The sequence below is a fragment of the Synechococcus sp. MIT S9504 genome (genome assembly GCF_047497135.1).
Taxonomy (GTDB): Bacteria; Cyanobacteriota; Cyanobacteriia; order PCC-6307; family Cyanobiaceae; genus Synechococcus_C.
Genome location: NZ_CP138942.1, coordinates 1,737,507 through 1,763,963 on the forward strand (window position 1 = coordinate 1,737,507; position 26,457 = coordinate 1,763,963).

Sequence of the window (26,457 nt, forward strand, 5' to 3'; positions counted from 1 at the left end):
ACTTGAGCGACTCTGAGATCAATTAAAGACAACATGCCTGGAAATCAAGATATATCCAACCTTTGAATAAAGACTTTACAGCGGGAGATAATCAACAAAAGATGGCGATAACAACAACAATCGATGACAAAACGAACTTAAGACGAGGCTGCACACAACAACCAAAGAAGAATGGCCATCTGATTAAAGTTCCTAGCGATGACCCTTTGCGACATAGAGACATATTCGAACCACAGAAAGATGTTGCCTTGACAAGCTAAATCATCTATGATTTAAGGAACTAGATCACGGCCGACAGCCACCAACCGAGTGCACAGTCAGGCAGGAAATCTAGTTAAACCACTGAAATGGCTGGAAGGTCAACAATACAAGTTTCTGCCTTCAAAGCTCATCAGAGATAATGATCTGCCACTCATCAAAGCTCACGAGAAACTGCGAAATCATTTAAACCAGAGACAAACAGGATTGATCCTTGAGTGTTCGCTCAATCAATTATGTGCAGACGAAGTTGATTTATCATTTTATGGCAATCGAGAGATCCTGGAGATCAAAGACTCTGGCATTCCCGATTTTGCCCAATCCCTAGGCGCACTCCTAGACAACGAATCACTCAGAAACTTCCTTATTGATCAGTATTTTACTGAGTTTGACCATCATTCAAACGAACTCCAACTAGCGGGAATCTTCCAAACTCTGGACAAAACTTCAACGGTCATCAATGCCTATGCAATTATCACTGAATTGTTGATCAAGAGCAGAGCCTATCCCGATTTTAAATACCAGGAGCATCAACCTTTGCGAGATTTTCTGAGTGTCACAGGATTACCAAGCCAGATTGGAATCATGTGCGGAAGGGGGCAAACGATCAAAGTGATTGGACAAACGACTCAAGCGAAAGCCGCAGAGGATTTCCTGGAAAAGTATTTCAGCAAGGTGGTCAAACACTCATCAGGAGTGATCACACGTCTTGCGAATCAGAATATACACCCCGAAGGGATTCAGCCTCTGAGTTACAGCCTTGATTACGACATTGAACAACAGGCTTTCCTGCCACGATTGTCCATTGAAATCTTTCCATCTGTATGGCCTAGAGCCTGCCATTGTAATGCATTGCCAGTGCTTGATTGGCTATGCAAGCTGAGTCCAGATCAACGCGTGATTATCGAGCAGTTCTGTGCCGGTCTGCCCATCGGAGCGTGCGAATCATATCCTAGCTGGATGGTTGAGACTGGGATTTTTGAACAAGAAGAGATCACTTATCTGGCACTTCCATCCCACTTGAAGTTGTCATTCCAACGTGGCCACACGAGTGTAAAAGGCTATTTCTATGCCATCAGTGACCTGACACCTAATCAGCATCAATAAAGCCTGCAAACACAGCGTCTAGAAACGACAAAAAGCGAAAGGTGAATAATCTCATCTACAAGTTTTAAAAGAAATCAATTCGCTGGAGTGTTCATAGTCACCTGATTAAGCCAGTTACAAAATTCGCTGATTCCCGAACAAGCGATGATCTATAAGCCTTTCAATAAAAACACCCCCCTGTATGAGAAAGGGGGGGGTTAAAGGAAGAACTTCAGCAGCGTGATGATTCAGCAGCCAGTTCCAGCGCCATTGGACCATTTCCAGTTTGTGCAAGCGTTTCCGCACCACCCCCCGGCAACCTCTTCAAGCTCCTCACTACTGAGAGGGCTCAGCTTCGCACTGGCATCGATTTCATGACCATGCTCCTTGGCGATGCCACGAACATCATCCAGTGAATTTGAATCCTTTAACTTGGCTTGAAGATCTGCATTGGTCTTGACCTTGGCCATGAAGGCATCGAGCTGCTCTTTAGACATTGATTTTAAAATAACTAATTCAAAGTAGCGAATCTGATCAAAAATGTCATCTACAAACATTTACGATATTAATCTTGACAGGTCGCAGCGGGGCAAACAGAAATGATCGCAAAAACTGAACGATCAAACAAAGCGATTGTGAGCTCTCTGTTTGGAAAGCGATCAGTCAGCACCCTTCGATATCCAGCTGATCCGTTACGCATGTCCTCGCTGATCTGACCAATAGTCAGCACCCAGTTCACCCCTGCCCTTCCGCTATCTCTGCTCAATCAGGGGCTGAATGGTCTACATGCGGGGGTGGCCTTCAACCACCTGAACATCCCTTATTTCGACTGTTTGCGATTTTATCGAAGACAATATCTCAAACTTTGCAACAACAGCGCGTGACTCTTTTACTGAAAGCAGGTTCGCCTCGGCAAGCCCGGCCCGGGCTCCTGAAAAACAAGCAGCATGCGGGCAAGACATTAGCTGGACTCTTCAGACAGAGAACATTTTCAGACAGAGAACCTTTCACTTATCGGAAAGAACCGCAGCATTCCAATCTCATTGAAACAAAAAAGATCACCTGTATTTCCGAAGCAACTCACTATGGAGTTACTGATCTCTGCTAATTGTTTTTAACAAACATGCGTGAACATTGCCATGGTCTGTTTCCAAGCCATCAAAATATGCACGGCAGTAAAAATTTCGAACCTCCTGGTTGACATCTAAAGTCAAATGGAGCTTTTTCGCTTGTTCAATTTCATCGCTGAGAACATGCCAGCTGATGGGATCAATCATCACTCTTGTGCATTGTCAGTGGGTGCATCCAAGATTGGGTTGGTAGCCGAATGACGCGAAGTTGATGACAGTGTTAGGCGTTCACAGAGCGTGTTGGCTTGCCCCCACTGGCCAGAGACCTGCTTCATCACCTGGCCGGAATCGGGATTCCTTCAGCAGGCCTTGGAAGCCTTCTGATGCACTGGTGTCGTCGCAATCTCCCCCGCGGGTGAAAGCAAGCCAATGGTCAGAAGCGTGCCGAGACGATCATCGCGATTCAGCTGATCACGCAAAGCCAGACCCATCCCGGAGATTCCTGTAAAACAACCCGGCAGCAGCAGGTTGCCGTCGGCCGTGCCGAAACCACGGAAAGCTCCGCCATTTTGATTGGCAATGGAGACCGCCTGAGCAACAAGCTCAGACGATCTTTCGATCGCATCCGCACGGACGGACTCTGCGACGGATTTCGCCCATGGCCCCTCAGCCACAACGCGAAGAATTCCGGCATTTCCGAAGGTGCCGCAGCAGAGATGGTCACACCAGGGCATCTTCAGCGCAGTGAGTGTCTGCAGAGCATTAGCCATTTCATCAACGCAATGCTCATCCCAGAGCGGAGAGCCAAACAGACAAGCCCGGCTTAAGGCGATTCCAGGTGCACCATGGCACCAAGAGGTCATGAACTTGTTCGGCTGATCGGGTTGGTACTCCCGGTAATCGGGCCAGTTGAGGTGTTCCGCATCAAAACGCTCACGTTCATAGCTGAGAGCCTTAGCCGCCGCATCGAGGAAACGCTGCTCACCCAGCTGCTGCCCCAGCTTGACAAGCGCAGCCAGATATCCAGCGGTTCCATGCGAAAAGCCGAGCAAGGGCTCCTTGCCACGACTACCCCAAGCTCCCTGTTCGTTTTGGAGACCCAGAAGATGATCTCCGGCAACGAGAGCCAAGTCCAGAGCTCGTGTCGAACCATCCCTGAGCAGAGGCCCAATCAGACCGGTCACACCAGCGATCACGTCGAGACCGAGGTCGGAGCGAATATGTTCCGGAAGCAATGCCTCGATGAGTCTGGTCTGCAGCTCCTGGAGCATTGGCTGTTGTGATTCCGGTCCCCAGGTCGACAATTCCTGAATCGAGAGCAGAGAACCGCCGCAACCACTCAAGCCAAGCGCCTGGTCACGCCACCAGCGCAGGCGGAGACCATCGCGGTCCTTTTCACCCATCTGCAGCAGAGGTTTCAAACAAGTTTCGACCAGTTCGGCTGGACCAGGCTCGTCGGCGAAATGGGATGCCAGTAAAGCAACACCGATGGATCCACCGTAAAGCGAGGTACCAACAGGGCCGAAGCAGAAACTCTCACCATCACTGCCAAGATCCATTCCTAACCAGTCGATGAGGCCATCTGTATCGCGAATGGCAATCTCTTCGAGCAACTTGAGCTGACGACGGCTCTGCTCGTGGAGCTGTTCAGGCGTAAGCGTCACGACGTCAACATCGGGCGCTACACCATTTCGGGAACTTCGGCCATCTTCAGTGGAGATGCGCGCACGGCTGGTACCGCGGATTAATTGCTCCTGGAAAGCAACGGCTGCTGGATCCAATTCAGCGATACGCTGACGACTCGACTCCAGACCACTGGTTTCCATAAACCCTTCAACGGGCTTCATGCCGTCAACTAAGGGCAAATCCTGCCCATCGATGGAATGCACGAAAAATGGAATATCCAGACGCTCCATCTGACGCAGTTCAGCTTCAAACACAGGCCAGTGCAGCGGTTGTTCGCTGGCCATCAGAAAACTGCGGGTGAGCTGCTCGAGCACCAGTCCCTGGCGGAGAGACGAACGCAGAGCAGCTGGCTCAAGTTGCTGACGCTGCAATGCGAAATAAACACGGGTGGCCCGCAGCACAATGCGACGCGGAAGACCACGGAACTGATCGAGGACCCCACCAGGTTTGGTCCAATCCTCACGCGTCCTCTCAAATTCAGCGCACTGCTCACGGAATCCCTGGCAGAAAATCTCAAGATGGGCATTGAGACCATTGGTTGCACCAACCCCCACTGGAAGACTGGTGGGCAACAGTGATGGACGACTGATCTGGGCGGCCATCATCCCGTCACTGTTCAGCCCCAGCCAACCCGGCCCCTTTGTCAGAGGACTGGAGGGGGGGGCAATGCCTAGAGCGCTGATATCAACAGCGATCTTGGCCTGACCGACAAACAGCCAGTTCGGCATCAGACCTGATCGAAGCACTGAATTCTGAAAACTCTTCTGAAGATCCGACTGAGACAGAGTTGTCTGTTGATCAGAGGCATCAGAAACATGATCAGGCAAATCAGCTTCAAGCAGAGTTTCGGTATCGATCAACAGCAGCTGATCCCCGCAGGCGATTAAGTTCTCGTAATGGCAGTCAGTGCAGCCGAGGAGATGAAGCACGGCTGTCAAACGTCCGGCATTGCGATAGAAGCGCTCCAGTTCATCATCTCCTGCACAGAGACGATGCTCGACATGCTCCATGTATCCGTAGTCGTTTCCGCAGTGAATCCGCAAATTGCGCAGCGGCGTCAGTGTGCTGACGCTGTTGAGATGTTCAAGTGCCTGCTGGTAAGCAAAGTCCACACCCATGTCTTTGGGCTTGTAGACCACTTGCACGGAAGAACTTCCATCAGCTTGAGCAAACTTCAGAATGCTCACAACCTGACCATGGTTGTGGGGATCACTCAGGCCCTGATGGACTCCGGACAACTCCATCTCAGGAGCGACGCCAAAGAGCTGCTGCAAGGGAATCGTGTCAGCATCAATCCGCCGAAGCAGCATTTCATTGGAATGCTGCCAATCACCACAGACCTGCCCCAGATATCGTCCCAGCACTGGGTACGTCTCCAGAAACGATGCCAATCCATCGCATCGGTGCTCCCTGATGAACCGCTCGTAGTACTCCCTGACAGGAGGACCCTGGCCATCACCACCTGAACCAAGATGGGCCAGCAACATCGCTCCCGGAGGCCGCTGCAGATTGAATTGCTCGAACAGGGCCTGTTCAGAAATGTTGCTCAACCTGGTGAGCAGTGACTGACCTAAAGAGCGGTAAACCTGGTCATTGATGCTGCGATCTTGGAGATCGTCCAAGCTGCTACGCAGGCGCGCGACGAAAGCATCAACCGCGGGAATCCACAGGTCGCGGAAAGGGAGCTGATCCGGATTCTCCTCCGAGACTTCCGCGACATAAGGCTCAAGCTCACGTTCAGCATCACTGCGCAGTGCTGCCTGCAGAAAAGTCAGTTCCTGAAACCAGGTCTCCGTGCTCGAGGATTCGTTGGGTTGCTCAAGCTGATCGAGCACTCTGTACAGAGCAGGACGATCAAGTCCAGCCCATGCAAAGCGACGCTCAAGCTTTTCACGTTCCTGAGGTGCGATCGCGTCCAGCCATGCTTCGCCAAGCCCAGGCTGCCGGTCTTCGAGATCGTCGCGAGTAATTGATGGACCAGAGGATGATTCAGAAGGGGAAACCTTTTCGGCGTCCATCAGCTGATGCAAGGAAGAGAGTTTCTTTGGCTCAGCCATCGTCCTTCAGTGTCCCTTCGACAGAATTTCTGCAAGGTAGCCGTGATGCTTAAGTTCGTCCCAAGTTCCATTTTCAGCAGTAACACCATCGCGAATCACGACGATCCTGTCCGCATCGCGGATGGTGGCAAGACGGTGCGCAACGCTGATTCTTGTAATCCCCAGAGACTGCACCGTTTCATTGATGCGCTGTTGTGAAGGTGGATCCAAAGCACTGGTGGCTTCATCCATCAGCAGCACTCGAGGTTGATGGATCAATGCTCTGGCAATCGCGATTCGCTGTGCCTGGCCACCAGACATGTTGCCGGCCCCTTCCATCACAATCGTCTCCAGCTTCATCGGCATGGCTGCCACCTCATCAGCCACAGAAGCAGATTCAAGCGCTGCCCAGATTCGATCTTCTTCGGTTACAAGACCGCCTGAAACAATGTCGTAAATGGAGCCGGCATTGAGATGGGCAGTCTGCAGAACAACACCGAGCTGACGGCGGTAATGGCGGATGGCGAGCTGAGGTAGTGCAAGCCCGTCGATCAATAAATCACCCCCCTGAGGTTCAATAAAACCCAAGAACATATTCATTACTGTGGATTTTCCACAGCCGCTTGGCCCTGTGATCACCGTGTGCTGACCAGGTTTAATTTCGAAATTGAGGTTGCGATAAAGCGGTTCACTAGCATCAGGAAACTGGTAAACAACATCTCTGAAAAGGAAATGCCCCTCCAGGTCATGATGTACCGCATCAGGTTCATAGCCCTTCTCCACTTCGGCATAAATCACCGGTTCGGCACGCTGCCAGAGAACGCTGGCTCGACCTAAAGTATTGGCGGCAAGATTGGCTGCCTGAGAGAGGGATGAGTTGAATCCTGTGAATGCGGCATTGAAGGATATGAAGTTCACCAAAATCAGCTCAAACTCTGCAGAGGTGCTGGCACTGGCCAGCAGTTTGTGGGTCACCACCGCGAACATCATCAAGGAAGCCAATGGACTCACCAGCGTTCCGAACATTTCGATGGCATCGTTATAAAAGTTGCTACGCAATTGCAGCAGCGCATATCGATTGATCTCGCGCAGCCAGCGAAGCATCACAAACGGTTCAGTTGCGGAACTGCGAATCTGCGCCAGTCCCATGACCGATTGCAGTGAGAAGTTTGTAATCTCTGCTCCAGTCTCCAACAATGGTTTCTGCAATTGAATATCGCGAATCGTGAGATAAACCAGAGATGTAAGAGAAACAATTGTGAATAAAGCAGCCCAGATAGCTAGCGAGCGGTCATAGATCACCATCAGAACGAAGTAACCCAGGCTGAAGACTGAAGAGAGCAATGTCGATAGAACACCACTTCCTAGTAACTGACGCAATTGATTGATCGATTCAATACGTGACGCAAGATCACCTGTGGTGTACTTCGAAATGAAACGCATTGGAAGACGCATTACACGATCAAAAACTGCGGTCTGTAATCGCAGGTCCGTAACACTTTCAATCCGCAGCATCATCATGGTCTGCAGATACTGGGCAGCAGCAACACCCACCACCACTACGATCACAATCGTCAGACCCTCAAGCAGTAGTGCACTATCGTTTTCAGGCAGGATCCGATTCACCAGAACATTGGTGAAGATCGGTATGGAAAGATGAAACATCATCACTACTGCAGAGGCAATAACCAGAGCCCAGATTGCATTCAACTCTGTATTGAATGCAAAATTGATCACCGCTAATGGACCAACAATCTTGGCCGGCAATGAGGGGTAGATCTCGTACGCATCACTGTCCAGACGGACATCCTCCGGCACGAGCCAGTGTCGTCCCTGAGCTGCGGAATAGAACCAGTTCCTGCCGCGATCGCGATACAACGCCAAGGGCTCACCAGACGCCTCATCTTTGACGATCAGCATGGGAAATTCAGATTTCCATGGCTCACGCGGGGAGTCCACGCGGCGATGATGAATATCGTTGTGATCGAGCTGAAGACTGATATCAGCATCGGGCATGGCAATCAATGATCGCGCCGGTGCTTTCAGACGCCGAAGACAGAAGCCGATCAATCGAAGATCACGCTGAGGATCGGTTTCTTCCACAACCTCAAAGATGAGGTTTTTCTCTAGTTGATCAACCTGCTGAAGAGCGCGTTTGCGAGAGTCAGTCATGCCATCAAACCTCTACCTGATCGCGCCGTTCAGCGGCCACGAGTTTCGTGAACGCTCCATCCGGATTAGCTAACAAGTCATCAGGATGCCCACGCTCAACAACCTTGCCGTGAGCGAGAACAAGCACCTGTTGACTGCTCAGTGCTGCATCCAGGCGATGAGCGCAACTGACGACAGTAATGCCACGCTTTTGAACGGCATCAATCACATTTCGCTGGGTGACATTATCGAGGTTGCTGGTTGCTTCGTCGAGAAGCAGAATCGACGGCCGACGAATCAGAGCACGGCAGATCTCAAGACGCTGGCGTTCTCCCCCACTGAGATCACTACCGTTATCTCGCAGTTGTCTCTGAAAAGCTTCTGGTTGCGAGTTGACCATCTCCAGCAATTGAGCGTCAGCCGCTGCAGCCTGAAGGTCTTCGTCAGTGAAATCAGGATTCCAGAGAGTGATGTTGTCTCGAATGCTGGCATTGAAAACAAACACCTGCTGCGGCACATAAGCGATACTCCCCCGCACGACCTGATCATCCAGTTGATCCCAGTTCTTACCGTCGAACAGAATCTGACCTTGAAGCGGGTCCACCAGACCTGCAAGCATCCGGATCAAAGTGGTCTTGCCAGATCCACTCGCACCCACCAGAGCCAGCCTTGACCCAGCAGGAACATCCAGATCAATGGCCGGGATAAAGGGAGGATCAACGGCGTTGAATCCATAGGCAACACCTTCGAGTGTGATCCGTCCCTGGAGACGATCTTCCGTATCGATTCCATCCCCGGTATCCTGAAAACTGCGCACATGCGGATCATCCGCCGTCGTCGTGAGGTCCATCAATCGGCCCAGATTGCCGATCAGTCGCTGAAGGGTGGAACTCAACTGAGGAAGTGTGGAAATTGGGGCCACCAACTGGGCTTGAAGGAACTGAAACGAAACAAGCAGACCCAGAGAGATCCTTCCATCAATGATCAACAGACCACCGACAGTGATCACCAGAGCTTGAAGCAACAAAGTTGCACTGCTGGCACTGATGCTGGACCAGGCGAGCTGGGCGCCAAGCAACTGGTTCTGTTCAACGACGGATCCGAAATTTCCCTGCCACTGACTCAGAAAATCAAACTCAAGTCCGGAGGCTTTGAGTGTTTCGATGGAGTTGATGCCCTGCAGGGCACGGCCCTGCGCCTTTCCCTGCTCGATAGCAAGTTTACGGTTGGCGTCATAACGGCGAGCCGTGAGCCACCAATTGAACAAAAGATTGAAGACAAGCAGAGCTGCGACAAGTGCGGTCAGCCAGAACGAAATCAGGCAGGTCACGAGCATCAACAGAAGCGCCGCCCAGATGGTCACGACAAAACGCAGCAACTGTGCAACAACGACCTGAGTGATTCTCATCCCCAGCAACATCCTGGACGCCAGCTCTCCCCCCATACGAACCTGAAAAAACGCCCATGGCACCGAGAAGAGCTTTTCGAACAAATCAACGGTCAGCTTCTTGGAAAGCAACAGTTCAAGCCGACGCAACAAGACAAACTGAACGACCAAAAGAATGAGCCAAAGCACGCAGCTGAATCCCAACAACCAGACGATGGGAATACCGAAATAAAGCCTTTCCTCCTGTAGGAAATCAGAGATGAAAGAGGAGGTCAGTCCTGCAACTAAAATATTCGGAATGAGCAGAATTGAGGCTACGAGGAGCAGACTCAGCACCTGCCTCCGATAAGGCAACAGCAATCCAGGCAGCATCCAGAGCGGAGATTCGTCATGCCCTCCACGTTTAAATTCCGGGCCTGGTGAGAACTCCATCACGACACCGGTGAACTGATCGAAGAACTCCTCTTTCAACATGCGACCCCGACCTTCAGCGGGGTCGCTCACATAGGCGTATTTCTGATCAAATCCCTCAAGTACAAGGAAATGATTGAATCCCCAGAAAACGACACAGGGGAACTGTCCCTGCACAACAAGCTGCTCGCCGGAACAGCGAAAGGCCTTGGTCTCAAGCCCGTAACTGCGAGCAGCCAAAAGCACGCGCTGGGCGTTGGAACCATCGCGATTGACACCACATTCACGACGTAATTGAGGCAGAGGCACAATCCGACCGTAATAACGGAGAATTGTGGCCAGTGATGCTGCACCACACTCGGTCGCTTCGTACTGCAAAACCGTCATGGCCTTGACCCGACGTGAAGCGGAGGAAGCCATCAGCCAAACACCTTTGGACTGCCGTTTGGCAAGGACGATGATTGATCCGATTGACGATCTTGCTTTTGTTTAGGTTCAGGTGGAGCCAGCCCCAGCAATAGTCTCAGTCGTGGAATCACCAAAGAAATGGGCGCTACACGACGGGTTGTGATCGAGACATTGAGCTGATCAGCGGTTTTAGGCGGGAACGGCAAATTACTCTTGGAATTCCAGACATAACCGCCACGGTTGCCTCCCCGATCTTGCGCGGAGCGTTGCAGTTCAACAATCGCAAGCGTGGGACTGGGTTCCCGCTGTTGAATCACCTTCGCCAGGCTACTGGAACCAATACGTGCTTCCAGATCCTTGTCGCCGCTGGGCAATTCAGACATCTGTACAACGCGTCCAAGAATTCCACCCACCTCAGAACGACGCATCCCCACAGGAGTAACAAGCACCGACATGCCAACATTGACCTGCGCAGATTCACGCTCGGAGAGAAATACAGGCACCTGCACTGGATTGCTTAACGACTCACGACTAAGCAGCAAGAGAAGATCACCCTGAGAAACGCCCTCGCCATTGTTGGGAATTACCTGACGGATATATAGGTCGTAATCGGCAAAAACAAAGCCTCTCGAAATCATCTGAGCCAGTGACTTACGCAGCTTGATGAATGACTGCTGCAATTCTGTTTGCAGATGGACCAAAGAGTCACGGTTAGAAAAAACTTGGGATTTGAGATTGTCAACTTCAGCTTGATTTTGAAGAATTGTTGGCTTACTAACGAAGCCCTTTTTCGTCAGTTCGAGCATCGAATTGAGAAAAGTCTGCCGACTCTTAAGCTCTTGTTCAAGAATTGATTGTTTTTGAGTCAGTGTTTTTTGCTGAATACGATTAAGACGACCAATCGAGGCAAGCGTGTCAACCTGGGCCTGCAACGATTCCTGCTCCTGAAGCGACTGCAACCAGATCAGTAGAGTCCCCTCGGGGTAGATCCTTTTATCTGTAAGTACACCATTGGATTGAGAAGGTGCAGAAAACTCTGACGTTGAGTAAGTACGAAGGATGCGACGCGAGAGATCCAGTACAGCTTCATCTGATAGCTGATCGGGCTGACGCTGGAATTTCTGAACATCAGCAACCCAATTATTTTGCTTTTCAGCAAACATCCAACGGGCAATACCATCCACTTGAGCACGTTTTCTGTTGATCTCGCCTACAGGCAACAGAACGCCGGTGCCCTTGACCTCAATGGGTATTTTTGCCAGAAACCCCCATAAAACACCAACAGCAGCCAATGCAACCCCAAGACCCAGAGTAATGCGCAGAGGCGGGGAGAGAACAACAATTGGAGAACTTTTATCTCCGGCCTGATGACGCTTGCGCAGGGCACGTTTTTCGAAGATTTCTCTCATCTCAGACTTTTCTCCTGCTGGCGCACTAATTGATCACTTTCACCCGGCCAGGTTGCCGAGTAGCGGTAAAGCTGAGCCACCGATCTATTGTAATTAAGAATGGAGTCAGACAGTGAGATGGAAGCAGTCCCCAGCTGCTCAATGGTCTGCACAATGGACGTGATGTCTCCAAGGCCAATTTCGTAACGAGCTCTGGCTGCTTCCTGGGCCACTTGAGCTGACTGATACGCCAAACGCGCACTGTCGACGGCAACTCGCGAGGTTTCATATTGCCCAAAGCTGGAGCGAACCTGCTGAACCGCCTGGAGACGATTCATCTCGGCCTTGGAACGCTCCATCTCTTCTTGGGCGTAATCAGAGCGAGCAGCTGCTGCATCAACTCCTCCATCCCAAGTCCATTCAAATCCGAGACCGACGGCGGCATTCCAAACGGTTTGAAGCTGTTCACTTCTAGTATTATCAAGACCTGGGGAGCCATTAATCACGCCGCTTGCCCTCGAAAGAGCACCCTCTCCATACAACAAAACAATGGGCAAATAACTGTTTATCTTGCTGATCCCATCCCAACGCGCTTCTTCTGCGGCAGCAAGACTGGCAAGAATCTCCTCTCGTGATTCGACGGCGCGATCAATCGTTTGAGGCAACGTCATGGACCAGTCACGATAAAGATTGGCTTTCTCGTCAGGCAAGGCAAGCGCTTCAACTGGCAAGCCAAGACGCATCGCAAGAGTTGCTGATTCCTCAATAAATTGCTTGGTGTATCCCAGTAACTGGTTCAGCTGATTATACAGTTGAGTTTGTGTCTGCGCCAGAGCCAGCATGGACACCAAGCGAATTTCGTAACGCGCTCTATTGACTTCAAGGAGCTGACGATTAATATCATAAATATTGTAAAACTCTTCAATCAACTGTCGAGTACTTTGCAGAGCAAAATACGACGTCTGGATATTGAGAATTAAATCGCGAGCACTGACCTCGAAAAGCAACTTTTGTTGGCGAAGGGCTTCGGACGCTGCATTGATATCAGGCTGACGAGTAGGATCAATAAAATTCCATGAAATGGAAGCATTTGGCTGAAAGTTCAAAGTGTTTGTATACTGAGATATTGAGGTAGGCTCAGTACCTATGGCACTGCCTGGAGTTGTACTGACGGACGTTCTAAAGGGATCATTGTAAAACTTAGTTATGTAAGTATTAACATCTAAGCCGAGAGTAGGCGCTCCGTTACTGATTGCAAAAGTGGGATACCATTGACGCTGAGCGGCAATCAATTGCCATTCATAATCTTGAATGGATCGAAAGGCTGAAATCAGCTCGGGGTTATTGCGAATACCCAGCGCAATCGCTTCATCAAGAGATATTTTACGCGCAGACTTATCAATTTTCTCTCGCATGGCATTCAGTCTTGCCAGAAGCTGATCAGCCTGCTGCTCAGCGGAGAGAGAATGTTGCCCGGACAGTTGACCGACTGATGTCCCAGGATTGGCCTGAACAGTAGGCACAAGCTCTGCGGCTTGCGCATCTACCGATGAAAATGGGCAACCGATTGAGAAAAAACCGACAGCGACTCCTAATAAGCACTTGCATTGCCTAGTTCGGAGCAATGATCACCTCATAAAGCAACGTTATCAAATCACAAATTTTTGAATTGTCCACCAAAATCTGAAGCAGAAACGTCACAGGCCTCCAGAATTTCCCTGACGTTATGAACGCCACACTGCAATGGTGCATCTTCTGGACCAGGTCGAAGCGCAGTGAGCAGCACGTCCCGCCCAACTCCGCTGATGGTGCTAGGCACCAGCAGTGGCGCAGGTAAGTCGCTGATGACTGCAGCGCTCTGCAGAGTGCTGAAACGACGAGGGGAAACACCACTGCCTTTCAAGGGCCAAAACATGAGCAACAACGCCTGGGTTGATCAGGGCGGAGGCGAAATGGCTTACTCCCAGGCATTGCAGGCCTGGGCAGCCGGTCTCGAACCAGTGCATGCCATGAACCCTGTATTGCTCAAACCCCAGGGCGACTCAACCAGCGAGGTCATTCACCTCGGGGACTCCGCAGGGACTTGCAAGGCAGAGCATTACTACAGTGATTGGTTCGACTCCGGCTGGGCTGCAATCCGCAGGGGGCTTGAAGATCTGCAGGCCAGCCATCCCGGAGGAAGACTGGTGCTTGAGGGAGCAGGCAGCCCGGTGGAGGTGAACCTGCAATCGCGCGATCTCACCAACCTGCGTTTAGCCAAGTATTTGCAAGCCAATTGCCTGTTGGTTGCCGATATTGAACGGGGAGGCGTCTTTGCCCAGATCGTGGGCACTCTCCAATTGATGAAACCCGACGAACGGCGACTCATCCATGGGCTGCTGATCAACCGGTTCCGAGGCAGAAGAGAACTTTTCGACGGAGGTCGACACTGGCTCGACACCAACACTGGGATTCCGGTACTGGGAGTGATGCCATGGCTTGACGAACTCTTCCCTCCTGAAGACTCACTGGACCTGCTGGAAAGGCGTGGACGCAAGCGCAGTGCCGAGCTGGAGATCGCCGTGTTGAAACTGCCCTCATTAAGCAACTTCTCCGATCTTGACCCCCTGGAGGCGGAGCCCACGGTTGAGCTGCGCTGGATCGCACCGGGTGAACGACTCGGGGCTCCCGATGCCGTGGTGATCCCAGGAAGCAAACAAACCCTTCGGGATCTTGCCTCACTGCGCAGCAGCGGCCTGGCCGCTGATCTGATCCGCTACGCCAAAAATGGCGGTGAGCTGTTCGGCATCTGTGGTGGCATGCAGATGCTCGGGGTGGAACTGCACGATCCGCAAGGACTAGAGGGCAACGATCCTCCGGGGCAATCTGATGACCACGTTGCCGGCCTTGGTCTTCTCCCACTGCGAACGGTGTTCAGCGGCGAAAAAGCTCTGCATCAGCGGCAAGCCCTCGTGCTGTGGCCGGATCAACAACCGAGACTGGAGGTGGAGGGGTTTGAACTGCATCGGGGAATCAGCGAAGCCATCGAGGACTGCAATCCATTCAGTGCGGATCAAGACCTGGGTTGGGTGCGTGAGACCACTTCAGGAACCTATCTCCATGGAATCTTCGAGAACGGACCCTGGCGACGACGGTGGCTGAATCGCCTTCGACACAGACGGGGACTACCGGAGCTCAGTGAGCAACAACCCCACCACAGTCGGCAGAGGGACGCGCTGCTCGACCGCTTGGCCGATGCCTTTGAGCAACATGTGAATCTGGAACCACTGCTGGAAACATCCACGTGACCTCTGGGCACAAAAGGGTGGAAATCTTGTGGCCGGATGGCCAGCGAAGCTTCAGCCACAACGGAGAAGATTGGTTGTCTGCGGCGCGGCAGGCTGGCGTTCATGTGCCCACTGGCTGCATGGGAGGCAGCTGCGGTGCCTGCGAGATCGACGTTGATGGAACCACCGTGAGGGCCTGTATCAGCACCGTGCCCACCTCAGCGTCAGGGAAGCTCAAGGTGGAATTGGCCACTGACCCCTACTGGTGATCAATCCGCCACCAACCATGCCAAAGAGTCTTCTGCAGGGCACTGCTCGCGCCCTGCTGGCTGGAGCAGCAGGTGGAGGGCTCGCAGCGTTGGTGGTGAGCAGCACACTCATGCTGCAGAGATGGATCTGGGGTGCATCGGTGGAGCGAGGGTTGCCCAGCGATCGTTCTTTGCTGTTGTGTCTGGCCTGGTCGGGAACGATCGGCGTGGCTCTCAGCCTGCTGCAGCGGCGACGTTCAGGCAGTGCGTTGCCTGAAATGTCGGAGACGCTCGCTGAACTGAGAAAACCGGAAGGATTGAACACGCGGCACGGCCTAAGGCAAATCATCGGAGGAATGCTGGCCCTCGCCGGCGGAGGAACACTGGGCCCGGAGGCGTTGATGACACGCCTCGTCGCGGTCGCGAGCCACACGGTCTGGAAAGGCGCGGATCGTGACCTTGTGGCTGCCGCGATGGCCGGATCCCTGGGATTGTTCCGTTCACCTCTGGTGGGAGGCGCAGCCTTGGCTGGACGTCAGTGGCAGCTGATCTGGCGATGGCTGCCAGGAACCATCGGGGGATTAGCCGGTTTTGTGGCCTTCAACGGTTTGAGTGACCTGGGCGTTGGGATGCGTGGCGTGTCCTACTCCTGGCCCTCTGATCCCTCACAACGATTGAGCGCGTTGCTGGCATCCCTACTCGCCGGGCTCGCGGGTTGGTTGGCGGGCCAGTTGATCAAACGCTGGCGGCAGTGGCTTCAACAGTTGGAGCTTCTGGAACGCTTCTGGTGGATACCGATCGGCACAGGTCTGCTGATCGGACTCTGCCTGTGGGGTTTACCACTGGCGGGCTTTTCCGGGGAAAACCAGTTGAAACCCCTTGTGCTGAACGAATGGAGGCTGGATACAAACGTGCTGATGTTGTCAGCCCTGGCCAAGTTACTGATGGTCGGCCTTTGTCTGGAGACCGGATGGAGAGGCGGCCAGTTTTTTCCGGTGATCCTGGCCAGCAGCGCGCTGGGGATGGGGCTACACCAATGGATGCCATGGATCGGCAGCATCGACAGCTGGAGTGCTGGTGTTGTCGGGGGGTGCCTTGCGGTGCTGCTCCCCTCGCCACTGCTTGGACTGGTGCTCGGCCTCACTCTGTTGCAGGGCCATGGAGCAGGAGCGCTGGTGATCGGCCTGCTGGTGGGGCTGAGCCTGCAGCGGAGGCACTGAGTGGGAATCCTGGCGGGATTGGTTGCAGCACTGGCATGGACTCTGGCGAGCAGTCTATGGCGAGGTCTATCCACCTCCCTCAGCGCGATTCAACTCAACGGGCTGAAGAATCTGATCGCCTGCGCAGCATTGCTGCCGGTGCTGGTCACACTCCCCTGGAACGGAGAGGTGAAGAGCCTGATGCTGCTGCTGATCAGTGGTGGATTGGGAATCTCACTGGGAGACAGCTTTTATCTCGCTGCATTGCGGCGTCTAGGCACCCGCAGAACACTCACCCTGGAGTCGCTCGCCCCCGTCGCAGCAGCTGCGGGAGGTTGGTTCGCCATGGGAGAACAGCTCTCTGTTCAGGGCTGGGCTGGTGCGCTGCTGGTCACGATCTCCGTGGTGTTGGTTGCCCTGCAGCAACCTCCTGACGCCACACGACTGCTCGACCGAAGCCGCCGTGTTCAGACGCAGGGCTTGTTGCTGGGCTTGCTGGCCGTGGTCTGCGGTGTGGCAGGCGCCGCCGTCTCGCGCACTGTCCTGATCAACAGTGAGCTAACACCTCTGCAAAGTGCTGCCTGCCGTCTGCTGGGAGGACTGCTGCTGCTGCTTCCCTGGCTGCGGTTGGCAGCCAGATTTCCGCGACCACGACCGCGCAGTGTGCGCTGGCCGCGGGTGCTGGCTGCAACAGTGCTGGGAACCGTTCTGGGGATCCTGCTGCAACAGGTGGTGCTGCAGAGGTTGCCTCTTGGCATTGGCATCACGGTGCTGAGCACGGCACCGGTGATGGCCCTGGTGGTGGCCCGTGCCGAGGGGGATCAGCTGAAACCATCGGTGCTCTTGGCCTCGACCCTCGCCGTGACAGGCGTTGGTCTTGCAGTGCTGAGCTGAGCGGTCAAGCGCTCGGCTGAACCAGCACATTGACTAGCGTCGATGCGCCAGGAGCGCTCGAGGATGACAGACGCAGCCACTTATCTCGGGGCCAATGGTTGGCTGCTGGAGATCGCTGGACTGAGGGTGCTGCTGGACCCATGGCTCAGTGGTGCGCTGGTGTTTCCACCGGGTGCCTGGTTGCTGAAAGGTGAGATGCCAAAACTGATGCCAATACCGGATCAACTGGATCTGCTTTTGCTCACGCAGGGGCTTCCGGATCATGCCCATCCGGAAACGCTTCAGGCGCTGTCGAAGCAGATCCCCGTGGTGGCATCAGCAGCTGCCGCTCGTGTGGTCAAGCGTCTGGGATTTGAGGCCATCACCGAGCTGCGACCCGGCGAAACCTCCACCATCGCTGGTCTGAAGATCCGCGCCACCGCAGGTGCAGCAGTCCCGGCGGTGGAAAATGGCTACCTGCTCGATTGGCCCGAGGGATCCCTGTATCTCGAACCACATGGTGTTTTGGATCCTGCGATCGATCAGCGCAGCGTCGACACCCTGATCACCCCGGTGGTGGATCTTGGCTTGCCGATGCTGGGAGCATTCATCACAGGCGCAAGCGTGATGCCTGATCTGATCAGCCGCTTCCAACCCAAGACCGTGCTGGCCAGCACCACAGGTGGCGATGTGAAGTTCAGCGGGATGATCAGCAGCCTGCTGAACGCTGCTGACGCTTCGGCAGATTGTGGCGATCTCCCCGAAGACTGCACACTGATCACACCCACGGTGGGGCGGGCGATCCCATTGCCGTCAGAGACGCGCTAAAGAGAAAGCAGCGAAGGCCATGGCATGGCGTTGGATCAACGGCTGACGCACCTGGAGATCAACACGCAGGGACCGGGCTTCACTCCCCTCAACCAACAACTGAATCACTGCGTGCGCCAAGCCGGATTGATCAACGGCGTGATGCATCTCACCTGCCTGCACACCAGTTGCAGCCTCACCATCAATGAAAACGCGGACCCACGGGTTCTCGAAGATCTGGCGGCCTGGATGAGTGCAATGGTGCCTCAGGACGGGGCTGGGCCTTGCGGACCTGATGGCAGACGTCGCCGTTACTTGCACGACGACGAAGGTGATGACGACATGCCAGCCCATATCCGCACAGCGCTCACCACCCAGACCATGAGCCTCAGCATTGAGAACGGGCGACTGCTGTTGGGAACCTGGCAGGCGGTCTATCTCTGGGAACATCGCTCATCCCCGCATCACAGACGACTGGCCTGTCATCTGATCGGAAACATGGCGGACCCATCAAGCAATCGAAGTCAGCTCTCAGCATCAGGCAGAAACGCCACGGCGACCCTGCTGGCTCGCCGCAACGGCCGAAGACTGAATGATGTCGTTCAAGCGCGCCACGTTCCCGGGGCATGGGCTGAGGACGGTGGGATTGAGACAGATGTGGATTTGCTGATTGACCGGTTGCATGAGATCTCCGATCAAACGCAATGATCACTCAACCCAGCGTCAGAAGCACCAGCAGAGTGCTTCTGGCGGGCCTGATCGGCAACGTGATGGAGTGGTACGACTTCGCCCTCTACGGCTACTTCGCGACCACCATCGGCAGGGAATTCTTCCCCTCCAGTGATCCAGCCGCCTCACTGATCGGCGCCTTCGGGGCCTTTGCTGCTGGATTTCTGGTGCGACCGCTTGGGGGGATGGTGTTCGGTCGAATCGGCGATCTGGCAGGAAGGCAGCGTGCTCTGCAACTATCGGTGATGGTGATGGCCGTACCCACCGTGCTGCTGGGTCTGCTGCCGACGCATCAGCAAATCGGCATCGCTGCTCCGATTGCGGTTGTATTGCTTCGCATTGTTCAGGGGTTGTCGGTGGGGGGCGAGTACACCAGCTCCGTTGTTTTTCTCAGCGAAAACGCCCCATCCCGTCAACGTGGTTTCTATGCGATCTGGGGGCTCTGGGGATCCGTGCTGGGAATGTTGCTCGGCTCCGGCTTCGGTGATCTGCTGGCCCACATACTGAACCCAGCCCAGCTGACAAGCTGGGGATGGCGGCTTCCGTTCCTGCTTGGAGCACTGGTGGCCACAAGCGGGGTCGTGATCCGCAAAGGAATTGGTGCTGAGTTGGACGCACCGCGAACGAACTCGCCGATTCGGGAAACCTTTGGTCGCTACCGCCTGCAGGTGCTGCGCGTCATGGCTCTGAACATCGCTAGCAGCGTCGGGTATTACGCCGTGTTCGTCTACTCGGTGAGCTACATGGAAGAGGTCGATCACCTCAGCACCGCAACATCCCTGAGCCTGAACACCGGCGTCCTCGCTGTACTGCTGATGCTGTATCCGGTTTCAGCGTGGCTCTCCGACCGCATCGGACGCAAACCCATGCTGATCAGCGGAGCATCACTGCTCTGTTTTGGAGCCCTGCCATTGTTCAAGCTCATGCACAGCGGTGATCCTCAGCGAGTGCTTTGGGGAGAACTGGGGCTGACGTTGGCTGTGGCTCTGCTTGCAGGCGGCAAAAATCCCGCCAACGTGGAACTCATGCCTGCCGCGGTTCGCTGCACCGGCCTGGCCGTGGCATTCAATGTTGCAGAAGGTTATTTCGGCGGAACCACCCCACTGATTGCAACCTGGTTGATTGCTCAAACCGGGAATCCTCTGTTACCGGGGGCATGGGTCGCCTTCAGCGGACTGTGCACGCTCATCACGGCATGCGCCTTCACACGCGAAACCGCATTTCGTCCGCTGTCGACTGAGACAGTCTGATAAGAGCTTGCTACAAGAGGGCAGAAGCCGTTCAGCTGCCATGAATCCAGAAGGGGAAATCTGGCCTGTCGTGCTGATTGCAGCGAGTGTTGTGATGCTCTGGTTGATCCTCTCTGTCACCAGCTCGGGAAGCTTCGAAGTTGTGGGTGCAGGTTGATGTGTCTTCTTGCGGGGCTTGGACTGATTGCGCCACGCCTGATCCTTATTCTGCTCTGGCTGTTCAGTCCTGAAGTTGTGCTTGGGCCCTTCGCTGACCTGGCGATACCCAATCCAATCATTCCAATTCTGGGCCTTGTGTTTCTGCCCACAACCACTCTGGGCATCTGCTGGGCAACCGTTTCATTCGGAGGAGTGCAATCGTTCAGTGGATTGCTGATTGTTCTGATCGGCCTTGTGATCGATGCGGGGCTGATCGGCAATGGCAGAGGCATCGCCAGACGTTGACGGTCAGCGGTCCTGCCCACCGTCCATCGTGCGACGAACAAGATATTGAGTGAGCGCCAGAAAAGCCAGAAAGCCACCAGCAACAATCAGGAGCAGCACGCGTTGTCGATCAGAAACGTTGCTGCAAAAGCCTATTGAGCCTGCCCCTCATCCGATTGAGCTGTGCACGTTCCTTCTCATTGCGGTCAATCTGGCGAAATGACACGACAAACACGGTGGTTGTGAAAGCCACCCCAACAGCGAACATGCTGAGCAGCAGGGGATCGAACGTTTCCATGGGAGGGCAAAGGAACGTTGGAAGAAAGATTAAATGAAGCCAGCACACCGATGCCTGGCTCAAATCCAAGCTCTGTCGAACACAATGGATCCCATTGGATTGAACAATGCCACCTGAAAGCTTCCTGGACAGCAAGGCCCTGCATCTGAAGGCGGCGAGCGATGCCAGAGTCGCTGAAAGAGTGGCGGGCCACCTTCGCAGACGAATCGCGGAAGATGACTGGCGCCCCTACAGATCAAAAGAGGAAGCGCTGCACGCCTGGAGTCGACTCGGCGGCATTCGCTTGCAGGTCATGCAGGCCCTAGGCCTGCTGAAAACTCCAGACAGTGGGTCACTGGGTGATCGCTGACATACAAGAAGTGACAACAGCACCCAAGTGATGCCATGACATGTATTGCTGGCGAGCCATGGCTTGAACTCAACACAGGTGCTGATCCAACAACCTAAGGAAGACACCTTGATCGATGCCCTGCGGGGCTGCAAAAGCGTTGCTGAACAAGAGACGCTCGAACAACGACTGGCCAGCACTGATTCAGTCCCACTGTTCGACTGGATCTGCGATCTGCTGGTGCAGCGTCGGATCTCCAGAGGACTAGCGGCAAGGCTGCTTGGCCAACTGCACAACCGGTGATCTCAGCCGAAAAGCTGATCTCAGAGGCGAACGCCACGGGCAGAAACACCTGAAACACAAAGACACGCTCCGGCAGCCAGACGAAGCATGCCGTTGTGCTTTTTGCCGCAACCTCACGCGAACATGTTTGCAAAAATAGATGAAGTTACGTAAAGACCATGACAGACCAGCAAGCTGAACCCAAAAGCGCCATGGAAGAAACCTTCGGGATGGAAACCTGGGTAGACGGCGAAACCTGGAATGGCCGACTAGCGATGCTCGGATTTGTGGTGGCGATCGCCATTGAGGTGGCTGCTGGACAGTCACTGCTGCCAAAAGTCTGGTGAGGACAAACGTGCATCAGATCCAGGCGTCCTGACCCTTTAAGCGCAACGCCGACTCAAGACGAAACAAGAAATTCGACTGACAAAATCTTGGCGCATAGCCAAGGGTTTTGTTTTTTGTTTTGCAAAAGACTGGGTTGACCCCACCGAGTGTCGACAAGCAATCAAATCATGGACGCAAGTGAGCTGAAATGAAGTTTCTGAATAAGGAGTTGTAAAAACAGCTTGATCATCCTCGAAAGATCAACCAAAGCAATCAGTCCAGACCGTCGTAAACGAATGTAACCATTCAAGAGCCAGTTCCACGCGAAGACAACAAGATAGTTTAACTCTTACAACAAAAAATGGAAAACAGCTTAAGCAATCATCTTGCAAAACTATTACACTCTTCTAAGGAGTATTCCACGGAAGAATGCAATGGAGGTGCCGTCATAGAACTTCTTTTTGATCTGCAAGCCATGAAGATCAATAACCTTGAGGACTTCAAAAAAAGACAATCAGAAGAAAGCGTACAAGAGTTAATTCAGGAATATCAAAATAGATAGCGTGATCTAGGAACCATCAAAGCCTTCACAGCGTTGGCCAACAGAAAACGGACCTCTGATCGATGGTCAAAATGAATCGCTACAGCTAAAGTCGAGAAAATCAAGATCAATACTTGACCAGAAAGAGCATCATTCACAAAATCTCAAAGAACAGACCTGATCTGGCCACAGTCAACGGCGACGATCAAAGTTACTTTTATACAAGTCGAAGACTGAGAAAAGACTTGGGGCCCGTACAAGGCAATCACTACATTTTTATAACCTTCCACGAGATGGCTAGGGCGCTCATGCTGCCTAAAAAATGGAATAAACTGGAGGTGCAAAGTTCAATAGCTTTTTTACTCGGTTCAATTTTATTTGTCGCTGGCTCGATCACTGAGTTACATAACCAGTGGATATTTAAAACATTATTTATGCTTGGGTCAGTCCTGTTCTTAACAGGAAGCCTAACTCAGCTTTGGCAAACCTTTAGAGCATGGCGACGCAAAAAAAGTACATTCTGATTTCGCTCAGCTTGGTCCTGGTCGGAGTGATTGGAGCCAAAGTTGGAACCCTCTTTTTTAATGCAGACAGCATCAGCGATTGGCTGAATCTGAATCTGGCCACAAGAACGCGAAAACTTTTGGGTCCAGATGCATACATGGCAGGATCATTTATGTTTCTGATTTCGGGAATTGCTCACTACGCAGAAATCGGCCATGGAAGATTAGTATTTGTCGAAAAAAATCACTTAGGATGGTGGTTAAGCTTCAGCTTTTTGGTTGGGTCAGCACTGTACTGCCTGTCAGCACTGCATGGTTATAACACTGCGATCAACCTTCCATTCGAATTGTCATCAGAAAAAAATTCCATATTGCTCTGCCTCATAGCGTCAGCTATCTTTATTTTCATGTCACTGTGTTCACTAGAGGAATGCAGTGAAAATGAAATAAACGATTCGGCATGCAATCAATGACAAACAAAGCCTAAAACAGCATGAATTCATTTAAATAAATTCATCAACGCCATCAGTGAACACAAAACAGAAAAACTGAACCATAGGTACCGTACCAATGAAAGATTCAACTCTTCACTACTTCTGGCGAGTTTGGGTGAATGAAAAGGGTGAAAGTTGTCAGAATAGGAATTTATTCAAAAACCACGAGAAAACTATCTTTGCTGTGGGAACAAGTCCAATATGGAGTGCGGTGCACTACAGCGGCGCTGCGACAATCATCACGCTCCTGTTAATGCCGAAAGAAGTCAAGAATTGGCACGAAAATCCCAAGCCTCAATGGATCATTCCCCTGAAGGGCAGGTAGGGCGTAGAAACAATGGATGGAATGGTTGTTGAAATGGGACCGGGAGACATCAGTTTCGGTAGAGATCAAGGAACACGAGGATGTCAAGATCACCACTCATGGGCCATCGAGGACAAACCGACTGGGTTGTTATTAATTCAGGTATCTGAGCCACCTCCATGGAATCCTTGCATCTGATAGTGTTAACGGCCTGATAAGGCAACAGCGCAAACAAATCGGTAGCTGATGAGGACATCCGATGCATGCAACGCATCTAAATACAAAGACCCAGAATCAATCAAAACTCTATAGGCACAAAGAGTAATGAGTCAATACCCCACAGAATGGCATCTCGATGAGGCTGCTCTCGATTGGCTGGATCAGCTTCTCGACCAAAAATATCGCAATGGTGTGAGCACAAATGATCTGTCTGCACACGCACGAGCAAGAGAAATGGTTGATTTATGGAGAGCTCAGATGGGATCACGACGCCATCAAGTAGATCCTTAAACGATCAACAAAACAAGTGAACTGTCAGGAAAAAGAAGGGGAAATAGCAGAAGACGAATTAGCAAGAAGACGCAAACTATTAAACACGACAATCAAGCTGGTGCCCATATCGGCGAAAACGGCCTGCCACATTGTTGCGTACCCAAACAAAGCCAACAAAAGAAACGAACCTTTGATAAGCACAATTATCGCGATATTTTGCCAAAGAACATGCAAAGTCTGACGAGAAATCTGAATGACATCAACGAGCCGCTTTGGGTCGTCATCCATGATCACAACATCAGCAGCCTCCATCGCCGCATCGCTACCAGCTGCACCCATGGCAAAGCCAATCTGTGCTCCTGCCAAAGCAGGTGCGTCGTTGATGCCGTCTCCTACCATTCCCGTTGGTGATTCAGCCTGCAATTCTTTTAAGGCGAGTAATTTCTGTTCAGGGAGAAGATCGCTTAGAACTTGATCAATACCAATCTGAGTTGCAATTAATTTGGCACTAATTTTATTGTCACCGCTTAGCATAACTGTTCTAATCTTCATTCGATGAAGGAGATCAATTGCTCGTGCTGATGTTGGACGAGGTTGATCAGCAACAGCCAACAAAGCCAGAATATGCTCACTATCGGCAAGTAGAGACACACTTCGACCTGCGCTCTCGTGACTCATAATCAACGATTGAATATGCGCATCAATGGGAACGATCTCTTTAAGCCAGCGTCGATTACCAAGGTAGAACCGTTGATTATTGATCAAAGCTGTCAAACCCTTACCAATCAGAGCCTCAAATTGTTCCACCTGGAGTGGCTCCGCATCGATACCTGCAGCGATTGCACGCGAGACAGGATGTTTTGATTGCAGAGCCAGTGATACACAACACTGCTTCAGCTGAACTAATTGATCATCCTCAATCAATGATTGCATTGCAACCAATACAGGATGTCCAATAGTAAGGGTTCCAGTCTTGTCAAATGCAATAGTCTTAAGTCTTGGAACTTGTTCAAGGAAAAGTCCACCCTTGATCACGATTCCTCTTCTCGCTGCAGCCGTTAATCCACTGACAAGAGTGACAGGGGTGGCGATAACAAGCGCACATGGACATGCAATCACAAGCAAAACCAATGACCTATAGATAGCGTTGAGAACAGTAATATCAAAGAAAACAGGAGACAGAACAGCAACAGCAATGGCTAAATAAAAAACAGCAGGTGTATATTTGGCCGCAAATCGATCTACAAAACGTTCCATCGGAGCCCGAGAAGCCTGCGCTTCCTCAACTCCACGTATGATTCGAGCAATGGTACTTTCAGACTCAAGAGATGAAACACGGAAAACAAAAGAGCCTGTTGTGTTAAGAGTTCCAGCAAATACTTGATCACCAACAAGCTTTTCTACAGGCAAGCTTTCACCGGTAACGGATGACTGATCAACTGAACTTTGACCTGCCTGAATAACTCCATCAAGTGGAATCCTGTCACCAGCATCGACTCTGACCAGATTGGCAACCCTGATGTTCTTTACAGCAACACTCTTCCAGCTACGGTCACTCATTTGCACATGAGCAAAATCAGGAGCTAGTTCTCCAAGCCTGGAGATAGCATTTCTTGCTCGATTAGAAGCCTGAGATTCCAACTCCTCAGCAATTGAGAATAAGGACATGACCATTGCCGCCTCAGGCCAATACCCAATAAGACATGCACCAGTCACTGCGACTGACATCAAAGAGTTCATATTCAGTTTGATCCTTCGCAAAGCTGAAATGCCCTGAAGGTATACAGGCAAACCAGCCAAAAAAATGGCGATTAAAGAGCTTAAAACGACCAGCGCTCGCTCACCTGTTGCACCAGAGGATAGAAGTTCTAGGATTTCAGCAAGAACAGCAAAAAAGAGTGACAATAACAAACGATTCCAAGAAATCTTTTGAACACTTCTCGCCTGATCAACATCAGCAATCACCTCAACCCTATAGCCTATTTTTTGAATCAAAACTCGTGCTGTTGTCAGAGCTTTAGGCTTACCCGATAGAACCAAGGTGCGCTTGGAAAGGTTGAAGAGTTGGTTGCTGATGCCTTCCATCCCATCAAGAGCAGCCTCAATTTCATGCTGCTCACTGGTACAATCCATTCCAGGGATGGACAAAATCATTTCTGAACCAGGATCTGAACAAGCCGTAGAGCCAGAATTCATATCAACCATAAAAATT

General features: G+C 52.2%; 21 protein-coding genes. 14 read left to right on the top strand and 7 right to left on the bottom strand.

Annotated elements, in window-relative coordinates; translation table 11 throughout:
* The first annotated feature begins 309 nt into the window (after positions 1–309).
* The gene (locus SIB58_RS09865; protein WP_066911473.1) at positions 310–1,365 is read left to right on the top strand and encodes a hypothetical protein; all 1,056 of its coding nucleotides are present in this window, start codon (positions 310–312) and stop codon (positions 1,363–1,365) included.
* 227 nt (positions 1,366–1,592) lie between these two features.
* Here SIB58_RS09865 and SIB58_RS09870 read toward each other — a convergent pair whose 3' ends face one another.
* The 6 genes from SIB58_RS09870 to SIB58_RS09895 form a co-directional block, all read right to left on the bottom strand.
* Positions 1,593–1,901, bottom strand: coding sequence for a Nif11-like leader peptide family natural product precursor (locus SIB58_RS09870; protein ID WP_231857178.1), 309 nt, complete (start codon positions 1,899–1,901; stop codon positions 1,593–1,595).
* A gap of 872 nt (positions 1,902–2,773) precedes the next feature.
* Positions 2,774–6,118 carry a type 2 lanthipeptide synthetase LanM family protein gene (locus tag SIB58_RS09875; protein WP_082823450.1) on the bottom strand — a complete coding sequence of 1,115 codons (3,345 nt, stop codon included), beginning with the start codon at positions 6,116–6,118 and terminating at the stop codon, positions 2,774–2,776.
* Between the two features lie 45 nt (positions 6,119–6,163).
* A complete protein-coding gene (locus SIB58_RS09880) occupies positions 6,164–8,152 on the bottom strand; it encodes an ATP-binding cassette domain-containing protein (protein WP_231857179.1) in 1,989 nt (662 codons plus the stop codon).
* 160 nt (positions 8,153–8,312) lie between these two features.
* A complete protein-coding gene (locus SIB58_RS09885; protein ID WP_066911485.1) occupies positions 8,313–10,505 on the bottom strand; it encodes an ATP-binding cassette domain-containing protein in 2,193 nt (730 codons plus the stop codon).
* A complete protein-coding gene (locus tag SIB58_RS09890; protein ID WP_066911488.1) occupies positions 10,505–11,902 on the bottom strand; it encodes a hypothetical protein in 1,398 nt (465 codons plus the stop codon). The genes SIB58_RS09885 and SIB58_RS09890 overlap by 1 nt, the downstream gene beginning before the upstream one ends.
* On the bottom strand, positions 11,899–13,404 hold the full coding sequence (locus SIB58_RS09895; RefSeq protein ID WP_156486792.1) for a TolC family protein: 1,506 nt from the start codon (positions 13,402–13,404) through the stop codon (positions 11,899–11,901). Before SIB58_RS09895 ends, SIB58_RS09890 begins: the two co-directional genes overlap by 4 nt.
* Before the next feature lie 282 nt (positions 13,405–13,686).
* On the opposite strand from SIB58_RS09895, the gene SIB58_RS09900 reads away from it, so the two are divergent.
* The 13 genes from SIB58_RS09900 to SIB58_RS09960 all read left to right on the top strand — a co-directional run bounded on the left by SIB58_RS09900 (position 13,687) and on the right by SIB58_RS09960 (position 23,428).
* Positions 13,687–15,168, top strand: coding sequence for a cobyric acid synthase (locus tag SIB58_RS09900; RefSeq protein ID WP_066911494.1), 1,482 nt, complete (start codon positions 13,687–13,689; stop codon positions 15,166–15,168).
* On the top strand, positions 15,165–15,416 hold the full coding sequence (locus SIB58_RS09905) for a 2Fe-2S iron-sulfur cluster-binding protein (RefSeq protein ID WP_066911497.1): 252 nt from the start codon (positions 15,165–15,167) through the stop codon (positions 15,414–15,416). Before SIB58_RS09900 ends, SIB58_RS09905 begins: the two co-directional genes overlap by 4 nt.
* A gap of 17 nt (positions 15,417–15,433) precedes the next feature.
* On the top strand, positions 15,434–16,615 hold the full coding sequence (locus SIB58_RS09910) for a chloride channel protein (RefSeq protein ID WP_066911542.1): 1,182 nt from the start codon (positions 15,434–15,436) through the stop codon (positions 16,613–16,615).
* Positions 16,616–17,488 carry a DMT family transporter gene (locus tag SIB58_RS09915; RefSeq protein WP_066911500.1) on the top strand — a complete coding sequence of 291 codons (873 nt, stop codon included), beginning with the start codon at positions 16,616–16,618 and terminating at the stop codon, positions 17,486–17,488.
* Positions 17,489–17,551: 63 nt separating this feature from the next.
* Positions 17,552–18,295 (top strand): MBL fold metallo-hydrolase, encoded by a 744-nt coding sequence (locus tag SIB58_RS09920; protein ID WP_066911545.1) that lies wholly within the window; start codon positions 17,552–17,554, stop codon positions 18,293–18,295.
* A gap of 24 nt (positions 18,296–18,319) precedes the next feature.
* Positions 18,320–18,982: a secondary thiamine-phosphate synthase enzyme YjbQ gene (locus tag SIB58_RS09925; protein WP_066911503.1), complete on the top strand. Its 663-nt coding sequence runs from the start codon at positions 18,320–18,322 to the stop codon at positions 18,980–18,982.
* Positions 18,979–20,253, top strand: a complete 1,275-nt coding sequence (locus tag SIB58_RS09930) for an MFS transporter (RefSeq protein WP_066911506.1) — start codon at positions 18,979–18,981, stop codon at positions 20,251–20,253. The genes SIB58_RS09925 and SIB58_RS09930 overlap by 4 nt, the downstream gene beginning before the upstream one ends.
* A gap of 156 nt (positions 20,254–20,409) precedes the next feature.
* On the top strand, positions 20,410–20,697 hold the full coding sequence (locus tag SIB58_RS09935) for a hypothetical protein (RefSeq protein WP_066911509.1): 288 nt from the start codon (positions 20,410–20,412) through the stop codon (positions 20,695–20,697).
* A 383-nt stretch (positions 20,698–21,080) separates the two neighbouring features.
* Complete coding sequence (locus SIB58_RS09940; protein WP_067327403.1) at positions 21,081–21,323, top strand: hypothetical protein; 243 nt, start codon at positions 21,081–21,083, stop codon at positions 21,321–21,323.
* A 63-nt stretch (positions 21,324–21,386) separates the two neighbouring features.
* On the top strand, positions 21,387–21,605 hold the full coding sequence (locus tag SIB58_RS09945; RefSeq protein ID WP_197461205.1) for a hypothetical protein: 219 nt from the start codon (positions 21,387–21,389) through the stop codon (positions 21,603–21,605).
* A gap of 158 nt (positions 21,606–21,763) precedes the next feature.
* Positions 21,764–21,931: a chlorophyll a/b-binding protein gene (locus SIB58_RS09950; RefSeq protein WP_231857180.1), complete on the top strand. Its 168-nt coding sequence runs from the start codon at positions 21,764–21,766 to the stop codon at positions 21,929–21,931.
* Between the two features lie 814 nt (positions 21,932–22,745).
* Positions 22,746–22,976: a hypothetical protein gene (locus SIB58_RS09955; protein WP_156487740.1), complete on the top strand. Its 231-nt coding sequence runs from the start codon at positions 22,746–22,748 to the stop codon at positions 22,974–22,976.
* The gene (locus SIB58_RS09960; protein WP_066911521.1) at positions 22,949–23,428 is read left to right on the top strand and encodes a hypothetical protein; all 480 of its coding nucleotides are present in this window, start codon (positions 22,949–22,951) and stop codon (positions 23,426–23,428) included. The genes SIB58_RS09955 and SIB58_RS09960 overlap by 28 nt, the downstream gene beginning before the upstream one ends.
* Positions 23,429–24,287: 859 nt before the next feature.
* Here the strand turns inward: SIB58_RS09960 and SIB58_RS09965 are convergent.
* On the bottom strand, positions 24,288–26,399 hold the full coding sequence (locus SIB58_RS09965) for a heavy metal translocating P-type ATPase (protein WP_231857181.1): 2,112 nt from the start codon (positions 26,397–26,399) through the stop codon (positions 24,288–24,290).
* Positions 26,400–26,457 lie beyond the last annotated feature (58 nt).